Source organism: Rhodopseudomonas sp. (genome assembly GCF_036404135.1).
GTDB lineage: Bacteria > Pseudomonadota > Alphaproteobacteria > Rhizobiales > Xanthobacteraceae > Rhodopseudomonas_A.
The window spans coordinates 1-8,583 of the sequence record NZ_DASWPE010000101.1 but is presented as its reverse complement, the minus strand read 5'-3'; the positions used below and the strand labels follow the sequence as shown (position 1 = coordinate 8,583).

The following is an 8,583-nucleotide window of genomic DNA, read 5'->3' as shown; positions in this document are numbered from 1 at the left end:
GTGACGCTGTCGGCGCTGCAGGTCGCGGGCTCGGTGATCGCGCAACAACTTGGCCTCGGCTTCGTCACCTCGGTCGATCCGACCCAGGGCCAGCAGGGCGCGGTGATCGGCAATTTCCTCACGCTGCTCGGGCTGACGCTGTTGTTCGCCACCGACACCCATCACCTGGTGATCGCCGCGCTGAACGACAGCTACCGGATCTTTTCACCGGGCGAGCTGATGTCGAGCGGCGACGTCGCCCAGCTCGCCACCCAGGCCTTCGCCGCCGCCTTCAAGATCGGCATGCAGCTGTCGGCGCCGTTTTTGGTGTTCGGCCTGGTGTTCAACATCGGGCTCGGCGTGCTGGCGCGGCTGATGCCGCAGATGCAGGTGTATTTCGTCGGCGTGCCGCTGTCGATTTTCGCCGGCTTTCTGATCTTCGGCGCGGTGCTGGCGACGATGATGGGCACCTTCATGGATTACTTCGTCGGCGTGATGCACCAGCTGGTCCCCGGACTGTGAAGGGCTGAGCATGGCCGACGACGATTCCTCGGAAAAAACCCAAGACCCTACGCAAAAGCGTCTCGACGACGCTCACGACCGCGGCGACGTCGCCAAAAGCCAGGAGGTCAATACCTGGTTCATGATCGCCGGCGCGACCTTGGTGCTGTCGTCGTTCTCGGCCTCGGTCGGCAGCGGGCTGCAGAACCCGCTGCGCAACCTGATCGAAAATTCCTGGATGATCCGCACCGACGGCGCTGGATTGCTGGCGCTGACCCAGAGCCTGCTCTACGCCACCATCGCAGCGCTCGGCGTGCCGTTCCTGATGCTGATGATCGCCGCCTTGGCCGGCAATCTGTTGCAGCACCGCTTGGTGTTCTCGGCGGAGGGGCTGAAGCCGAAATTCAGCAAGGTGTCGCCGATCGCCGGCGCCAAGCGATTGTTCGGCAAGCAGGCGGCGGCGAATTTCCTCAAGGGGCTGTTCAAGGTGATCGCGCTCGGCGCGGTGATGGTGGCGATCCTGTGGCCGGAGCGGTTCCGGCTCGACGCCATGATCAAGCTCGACGTCGGCGCCATCATGGGCGTCACCATCGCGCTGACCTTGAAGCTGATGGCCGCGGTGGTGGCGATGCTGGCGGCGGTAGCGATTGCCGACTTCTTCTTCCAGTACCGCACCTGGTACGAAAAGCAGAAGATGTCGCTGCAGGAGGTCAAGGAAGAGCACAAGCAGTCGGAAGGCGATCCCCACATCAAGGGCCGGATCCGGCAGATCCGCCACCAGCGGATGCGCAAGCGGATGATGGCGGCGGTGCCCAAGGCCTCGGTGGTGATTACCAACCCGACCCACTATTCGGTGGCGTTGTCCTACGAAAACGGCATGTCGGCGCCGATCTGCGTCGCCAAGGGCGTGGATTCGGTGGCGTTCAAGATCCGCGAGATCGCCAAGGCGCACGACGTGCCGATCATCGAAAACGTGCCGCTGGCCCGCGCGCTCTATGCCACGGTGAAGATCGACGAGGAGATCCCGGTCGAGCACTATCACGCGGTCGCCGAGATCATCGGCTATGTGATGGGCCTGAAGCGCGGCCTGTCCGGCCGGCGACGGTGAGATCGGCGGCGGCGCCGCGCCGCCGACGCCGCAAAACCGGCAAAAACCCCGCGATCGGGCTATGATCCGCTTGCGCTCGCGGCTCCGATTCAGGCACTCAGGGCCAGGCGCGCGCGGCTTTTGCGCCGCCATCGACGGGATGTGCACAGTCTCATGACCACCGACGCCACCAACGATCCGCCCGGCGATCCCTTGGCCGCCCAGGAGCCGGCCCGGCGCAGCGGTAGCATCGTGCTGGTGTTGCTGATCGCCGCCGCCATCGTCGCCGCCGCGGTGGCGTTCATGACGCTCGGCCGCGCCGCGGCGCAGCCCTATATCATGGGTTCGCTGGCGCTGTTGGCGATGGTCGGGCTGTTCACGCTGTTTGCGTTTGCCGCCGGCATCGTCCGCTTCGCCGACCGGGTGGCGGATGATCCGGTGATGCGGCCGATGGCCGACCACGCTTTCGACGGGCTGGCGGTGACCGATCCGCGCGGCCACGTCGTCTATGCCAACCACAATTACCTCAACCTGACCGGCGCCGCGACGCTGCAGGACGTGCGCCCGGTCGAACGGGTGTTCATCGGCAATCCGGACGTCTCCGAAGCGGTGTTCCGGCTGCTCAAGGCGTCGCGCGAAGCCAAGCGGCATACCGAGGAGGTCCGCGTCGCGGGAAGCGAGGGCGCGCCGGGGCGCTGGCTGCGGATGCGGGTGCGGCCGCTCGGGCTGTCGAAGCGCGAGGCCAAATTCACAGTGTGGTCGCTGGCCGACATCACCCGCGACCGCGAGCGCCAGGAGGACGTGTTCCAGGAGCTGCAGCACGCCATCGAATATCTCGATCACGCCCCCGCCGGATTCTTCTCGGTCGATGCCGCGGGCGACCTGGTCTATGTCAACGCCACGCTGGCGGACTGGCTCGGCCATGATCTGGCGGAAATCGGCTCCGGCGGGCTGAAGCTCAACGACATCATGTCGGGCGACGGCGCCTCGCTATTGACCTCGATCTCGGCGATGCCCGGCGAAGTCAAAACCGAAGTGTTCGACGTCGACCTGCGGATGCGCAACGGCAAGACCATGCCGGCGCGGCTGTTCCACAAGCTGGCGTTCGGCGCCGACGGCAAGCCCGGCGCGTCGCGGACCCTGGTGATCAGCCGGGCGCGCGACGAGCGCGCCGATCCGCAGCGCACCGCCGAAGTGCGCTTCATGCGGTTCTTCGACCACACCCCGATGGCGATCGCCACCGTCGACAAGACCGGCGCGGTGGTGCGCGGCAATGCCCGCTTCGCCAAATTGGCGCAGAGCCTCAATCCCGGCGGTGCGGTCAACAAGTCGGTGCTGGCGGCGGTCAGCGACCGCGAGCGCGGCCAGCTCTCCGACGCCATCAATCTCGCCGCGCAAGGCCAGGGCGACATTCCGCCGGTCGAAGCCATGCTCGACAGCGCCCGCGAACGCTGGGCGCAGTTCTTCGTCACCGCGATCGAGGAGGACGAGCGCGATACCGAAGCCGCGATCGTCTACATGCTGGAGACCACCGAGCGCCGCACCCTGGAAAACCAGATCAACCAGTCGCAGAAGATGGACATGGTCGGCCAGCTCGCCGGCGGCATCGCGCACGATTTCAACAACGTGCTGTCGGCGATCATGATGGCCAACGATTTCCTGCTGAACGCCCACAAGCCGACCGACCCGTCGTTCCAGGACATCATGCAGATCAAGCAGAATGCCACCCGCGCCGCGACGCTGGTGCGGCAGCTGTTGGCGTTCTCGCGGCGGCAGACGCTGCGGCCGCAGGTGCTGCATCTTGGCGACGCGCTTTCCGATCTGACCATGCTGCTGCGCCGGCTGATCGGCGAGAAGGTCAAGCTCGACCTGGTGCACGGCCGCGACCTGTGGCCGGTCAAGGTCGACGTCTCGCAATTCGAGCAGGTGATCGTCAATCTGGCGGTGAATGCCCGCGACGCCATGCCGAGCGGCGGCAAGCTGACGGTGCGCACCGCCAACGTCACGGCGCAGGAGGCCGAGCGGCTGTCCTACAAGGGCATGCCGCCCGCCGATTATGTGCGGATCGACGTCAGCGACACCGGCACCGGGATTCCGGCCGAGATCGTCGACAAGATCTTCGAGCCGTTCTTCTCGACCAAGGAGGTCGGCAAGGGCACCGGGCTCGGGCTGTCGACGGTGTATGGTATCGTCAAGCAGACCGGCGGCTTCATCTATGTCGCTTCCGAAGCCGACCAGGGCACCACCTTCCACATCTTCCTGCCGCGCTACAACGCCGAGCGCGACGTGCAGCCGGAGCCGGCCGCGGCCGTCGCTGCGGCCGTGGTGGAAGCCAAGCCCGAGGCCAAGCCGCGCGCCGCCGATCTCACCGGGCAGGGCACCATCCTGTTGGTCGAGGACGAGGAGGGGCTGCGCTCGCTGAACGCCCGCGGCCTGCGCTCGCGCGGCTACAGCGTGATCGAGGCCGGCAACGGGCTGGAGGCGATCGACGCCATCGAGGCGCAGAACGGCGCCATCGACCTCGTGGTGTCCGACGTGGTGATGCCGGAAATGGACGGCCCGACGCTGTTGAAGGAAATGCGCAGCCGCAATCCGGACCTGAAGATCATCTTCGTGTCCGGCTATGCCGAGGATGCGTTCGAAAAGAGCCTGCCGGAAAACCAGCAATTCGCCTTCCTGCCGAAGCCGTTCACGCTGAGCCAGCTGGTGGCGACGGTGAAGGAGACGATGGCGTAGCGGCGAGGGCGGCTACCTAGCGGCTTGTCCGGAAAACTGGCCTTGATAGCCCTTTTGCGGCGTCCCGAGGGTTTGTTCGAAAATCAACTGGCAAATCTTCATGTCCGGTCGCAGCGTGATCGGCAGATGGCCATGGTTGACGATCTCCAGCCGGATTTGCCCTTCGAAGCCGGCATGAATGGTCGGCGCGGTGATATGAACGCCAATGCCCATCCGCGCCAGGGAGCTTTTGCCCTCAACCCGCGCCGCGAGTCGAGCGTCGATGGGGAGGCGGACATACTCTCTCGTCCAGCCGAGGATGAGATGCCGCGGGATAAGATCGAAGCCGGTTTTTGCATCGATCGTATGGGACTTGGTCAGTTCCTTCAGCGCACGATCGGTATTGTACTGAGCGTGGGTCGGATCGACGACTTTCTTGACGTACTCTTCCCCGACATCGAACAGCGTGAGAACGGGGTCGAGCGTGAGATCGACGCTCGTCGAACTATATGCGTCGGATTGCGGCGCGGGATCGATGACGATCTGCTTTCGAGTGAGCCCTATTTGAATTTCCCGATCGGTAAGTATCACGCCCGCATTCGCTCCTCGGTCTCGACAAGCTGGTCAGACGGAACCCAGATGCGCCAAGATCCGGTCTCGGTTTCCCGGGGAAGTTCAATCAAGGTCAATGCGTCTTTATTGCCCAGCGGCCAGCCCACCGGGATGGAGTCTCCAACGATCGATCGGGTGGAAACCACGACGCGCTCAGAACCTGTGGGGGTCCTGATCGACACGATGGTCTCGCTGGGATGCAAGCCTTCGCCGATTTGTTCAACTTTGAGGCGCATCATCAATATTCTCCCGTAGCCGTGCTGTAATCAAGGTGATTCACCAACCCATTGTGTCGGCCAAAGGTCGCCCTCGTTACTGAACAAAAAGTGAACAAATAGGTTGTGCAGACGAAAATCTCGCTTTTCCGGCCCGATCGGTGTCGATGGCGCGCGCCCCGCGACCGAGGGCCGCAGCCCTGAGACATTATGACGGCTTCACATTTGGGCAGCTCTGCCCATCTAAGTGGCGCGTCCCCCTGCCGGGGAAGTGAGGGAAAGACCATGAAATTCGTCCAGCGCACCCGCGGCCTCGCCGGTGCCATCGCCATTGTGTTGTCGCTGGCGTTGCCGGCCATGCTCGTCGTCGCCTCCTCGGCCGACGCCCGCATCGGCGGCGGCTCCAGCTCGGGGTCGCGCGGCTCGCGCACCTTCTCCGCGCCGCCGTCGACCTCGACCGCGCCGAGTGCTGCGCAACCGTTCAACCGCACCATGACCCAGCCGGGCAGCCCCGGCATGTCGGCGCCGGCCGCGGGCGCCGCGCGCGGCGGCTTCTTCAACCGCCCCGGCATGGGCATGCTGGGCGGGCTTGCCGCCGGCTTCCTCGGCGCCGGCCTGCTCGGCATGCTGTTCGGCGGCGGGATGTTCAGCGGCCTCGGCGGTCTCTCCTCGATCTTCGGCCTGATCCTGCAGATCGGTCTGATCATCATCGTGGTGCGGCTGGCGATGTCGTGGTGGCAGCGCCGCAACGCCGCCGCTCCGGCCGCCGCCTCGGCCTATGCCGGCCCGGCCGCCGGTCCCGACGTCGGCCCCGGCGCGCAGCAAAGCTATCGCACCGGCTCCGGCTTCGGCATCGGCGCCACCGCAGCACCGCTGGAAATCGGCCCGGCCGACTACGAGGCGTTCGAGCGGCTGCTCGGCGAGATCCAGACCACCTGGTCGAACGGCGACATCGGCCATCTGCACACCCTGGCGACCCCGGAAATGGTGTCGTATTTCGGCACCGACCTCGCCGCCAACAAGGCCCGTGGCGTCGAGAACAAGGTGTCCAACGTCAAGCTGTTGCAGGGCGACCTCGCGGAAGCCTGGCGCGAAGGCGACACCGACTACGCCAGCGTGGCGATGCGCTTTGCGCTGGTCGACAAGACCATCGAAACCGCCACCGGCAAGATCGTCGAGGGCAGCGAGCAGCCGACCGAGGCCACCGAGGTCTGGACCTTCGCCCGCCGCCGCGGCTCGGACTGGGAATTGTCGGCGATCCAGCAGACCTGAGCGCTGCGGCAACGATAACGACAATAGGCGCCGCGGTTTGCCCGCGGCGCCATTTTTTTGTCCGCAGCCCGGCGCTAGGCTCGCCCCGCAACATTCGCGGCCGGCGCGCCGGTGGGGCGCTATCGCGTTTTCGAGCGCAGTGAATCCCGGTTCGCGTGAAGAAAACGCGTCAAGATCAGAATCTCGAGCTATCCCGGTTCTGATTCGATCAGAACCGGGATAGCTCTCGGCGTGATGCGAGCAGCAGCAAATCGGAGAGTGCGATGACGGCGACGTCCAGACTGATTCAAACCGCGTTGACCGCGGCCGCGCTTGTCGCCTGGGCGGCGACCGCGGCGCCGGCGCAAACCCCCGCCACCAGCTTCTTTGTCAGCAGCGCTTCGATCGGCAATGGCGGCAATCTCGGCGGGCTCGCCGGCGCCGACAATCATTGCCAGGAGCTGGCGCAGGCCGCCGGGCTCGGCACCAAGCCGGCGGGCGTGCGCACCTGGCACGCTTACCTGTCGACCCAGGCGGCCGACGGCAAGCCGGCGATCAACGCCCGCGACCGCATCGGCCGGGGGCCGTGAACGCCAAGGGCGTCCTGATCGCCAAGGATTTAGCCGAACTGCACGGCGGCAACGCCATCACCAAGCTGACCGCGCTCGATGAGAAGGGCGAGGTGATCAACGGCTTCGGCGATCAGCCGAACCGCCACGACATTCTCACCGGCAGCCAGCCCGACGGCACCGCGTTTCCCCCGGACACCGACCGCACCTGCCACAACTGGACCAGTAGCGTGCAGGGCGCGGCGATGCTGGGGCATTCCGACATCACCGGCCCGGCGGCGCTGCCGACCGGAAAATCCTGGAACGCGGCGCATCCGTCGCGCGGCCCGGACGGCGGCTGCTCGCAGGCCGACCTCAAAAGCACCGGCGGCGACGGGCTGTTGTACTGCTTTGCGACGAACTGAACTTCGCCGCGGGCGTTGAGACCTGCTGAGCGGCTGACTGAAAAGCAGCGGAAAAATCAGCGGGCGTCGTTGCGAGCCGAGGGCGGCGCGCAGCGCCGGCCGAATAGCGAAGCAATCCAGGGCTACACTTGCAGCCCATGGATTGCTTCGTCGCGAGAGCTCCTCGCAATGACGGGTTGAGCGTTTGATTTCGTTGCGGTCACGGTGAGCGGAGGACGCACGATGCGCTACGATTTGTACTACTGGCCGAGCATCCAGGGCCGCGGCGAATATGTTCGCCTCGCCTTGGAGGAGGCCGGCGCCGATTATCGCGACGTCGCGCGCGGCGACGGCGGCATGGCGGCGATGACCAAATTGCTGGAGGGCGGCGACACCCCGCCGTTCGCGCCGCCGTTTCTGAAAGCCGGATCGCTCGTGATCGCCCAGGTCGCCAATATCCTGCTGTATCTCGGGCCGCGCCATGGGCTTGCGCCGAAATCCGAAGCCGGACGGCTGTGGCTGCATCAATTGCAGCTTACCATCGCCGATCTGGTGGTCGAGATCCACGACACCCATCATCCGCTCGGGCCGACCTTGTATTACGAGGAGCAGCGCGCGGCGGCGAAGAAACGCAGCGAGGAATTCTGGGCCGAGCGGGTGCCGAAATTTCTCGGCTATTTCGAGAAGCTATTGGGCGACGGCAACTATCTCACCGGGCGGCGGGTCAGCTATGTCGACCTGTCGCTGTTCCAGATCGTCGACGGGTTGTGTTACGCCTTTCCGAAGCGGATGCAGCGCTTCGAGCGCAAGCTGCCGGGCCTGGTCGCGTTGCACGACCGCGTCGCGGCGCGGCCGAACATCGCGGCCTATCTCGCAAGCCCGCGCCGCATCGCCTTCAACGAGGACGGCATCTTCCGCCATTACAAGGCGCTGGATCGGTAGGGCTGCCCGCGGGCACGCTGCTATGATCATCGAACGCTGCGGCGAAGGTGCTCGCTCCGGATCGACCGCGCGCCGCTCGCCCGCGACAAATCGCTGCATCTCACCGGGTCGTCCCTGCGCACGCAGGGACCCATACGACGAGGAGCTGCGTTTTCGACGCTGTGGCCGAGGTCACCTCTCATCTCACGCGTCAGGGGTTATGGGTCCCTGCGTGCGCACTAAGGCATGCACACATCTTGGGTGCGACGGATTGACTCGGGTGTTGCTGGGGGGATTCCAGAATCGGGAATTCGTGTGATCTGTCTTGCGACACTTCGATTTTGACGGGG

The 8,583-nt window shown here is 65.5% G+C and carries 7 protein-coding genes and 1 pseudogene; 6 read left to right on the top strand and 2 right to left on the bottom strand.

The genetic code is table 11. The annotated features are described in order from the left end of the window. From VGC77_RS12820 to cckA, 3 genes are all read left to right on the top strand, one after another. Window positions 1–501: flagellar biosynthetic protein FliR (locus VGC77_RS12820; protein ID WP_331171952.1), on the top strand; the 501-nt coding region annotated here is incomplete at its 5' end. A gap of 10 nt (window positions 502–511) precedes the next feature. Beyond that, entirely contained in the window at window positions 512–1,588 is a 1,077-nt protein-coding gene (gene flhB / locus VGC77_RS12815; RefSeq protein ID WP_331171951.1) for a flagellar biosynthesis protein FlhB, read from the top strand. A 153-nt stretch (window positions 1,589–1,741) separates the two neighbouring features. After that, window positions 1,742–4,303 carry a cell cycle histidine kinase CckA gene (gene cckA, locus VGC77_RS12810; RefSeq protein ID WP_331171950.1) on the top strand — a complete coding sequence of 854 codons (2,562 nt, stop codon included), beginning with the start codon at window positions 1,742–1,744 and terminating at the stop codon, window positions 4,301–4,303. 12 nt (window positions 4,304–4,315) lie between these two features. Here cckA and dcd read toward each other — a convergent pair whose 3' ends face one another. Both dcd and VGC77_RS12800 read right to left on the bottom strand, forming a co-directional pair. Continuing rightward, window positions 4,316–4,873: a dCTP deaminase gene (gene dcd / locus VGC77_RS12805; RefSeq protein WP_331171949.1), complete on the bottom strand. Its 558-nt coding sequence runs from the start codon at window positions 4,871–4,873 to the stop codon at window positions 4,316–4,318. Beyond that, window positions 4,870–5,133: a hypothetical protein gene (locus VGC77_RS12800; RefSeq protein WP_331171948.1), complete on the bottom strand. Its 264-nt coding sequence runs from the start codon at window positions 5,131–5,133 to the stop codon at window positions 4,870–4,872. Before VGC77_RS12800 ends, dcd begins: the two co-directional genes overlap by 4 nt. 261 nt (window positions 5,134–5,394) lie before the next feature. Here VGC77_RS12800 and VGC77_RS12795 point away from each other — a divergent pair, with 261 nt between their 5' ends. The 3 genes and pseudogenes from VGC77_RS12795 to VGC77_RS12785 all read left to right on the top strand — a co-directional run bounded on the left by VGC77_RS12795 (window position 5,395) and on the right by VGC77_RS12785 (window position 8,254). After that, window positions 5,395–6,381 carry a Tim44 domain-containing protein gene (locus tag VGC77_RS12795; RefSeq protein ID WP_331171947.1) on the top strand — a complete coding sequence of 329 codons (987 nt, stop codon included), beginning with the start codon at window positions 5,395–5,397 and terminating at the stop codon, window positions 6,379–6,381. 263 nt (window positions 6,382–6,644) lie between these two features. Further along, window positions 6,645–7,333, top strand: a pseudogene (locus tag VGC77_RS12790) (lectin). 222 nt (window positions 7,334–7,555) lie between these two features. Then, window positions 7,556–8,254 carry a glutathione S-transferase gene (locus VGC77_RS12785; protein WP_331171946.1) on the top strand — a complete coding sequence of 233 codons (699 nt, stop codon included), beginning with the start codon at window positions 7,556–7,558 and terminating at the stop codon, window positions 8,252–8,254. Window positions 8,255–8,583 lie beyond the last annotated feature (329 nt).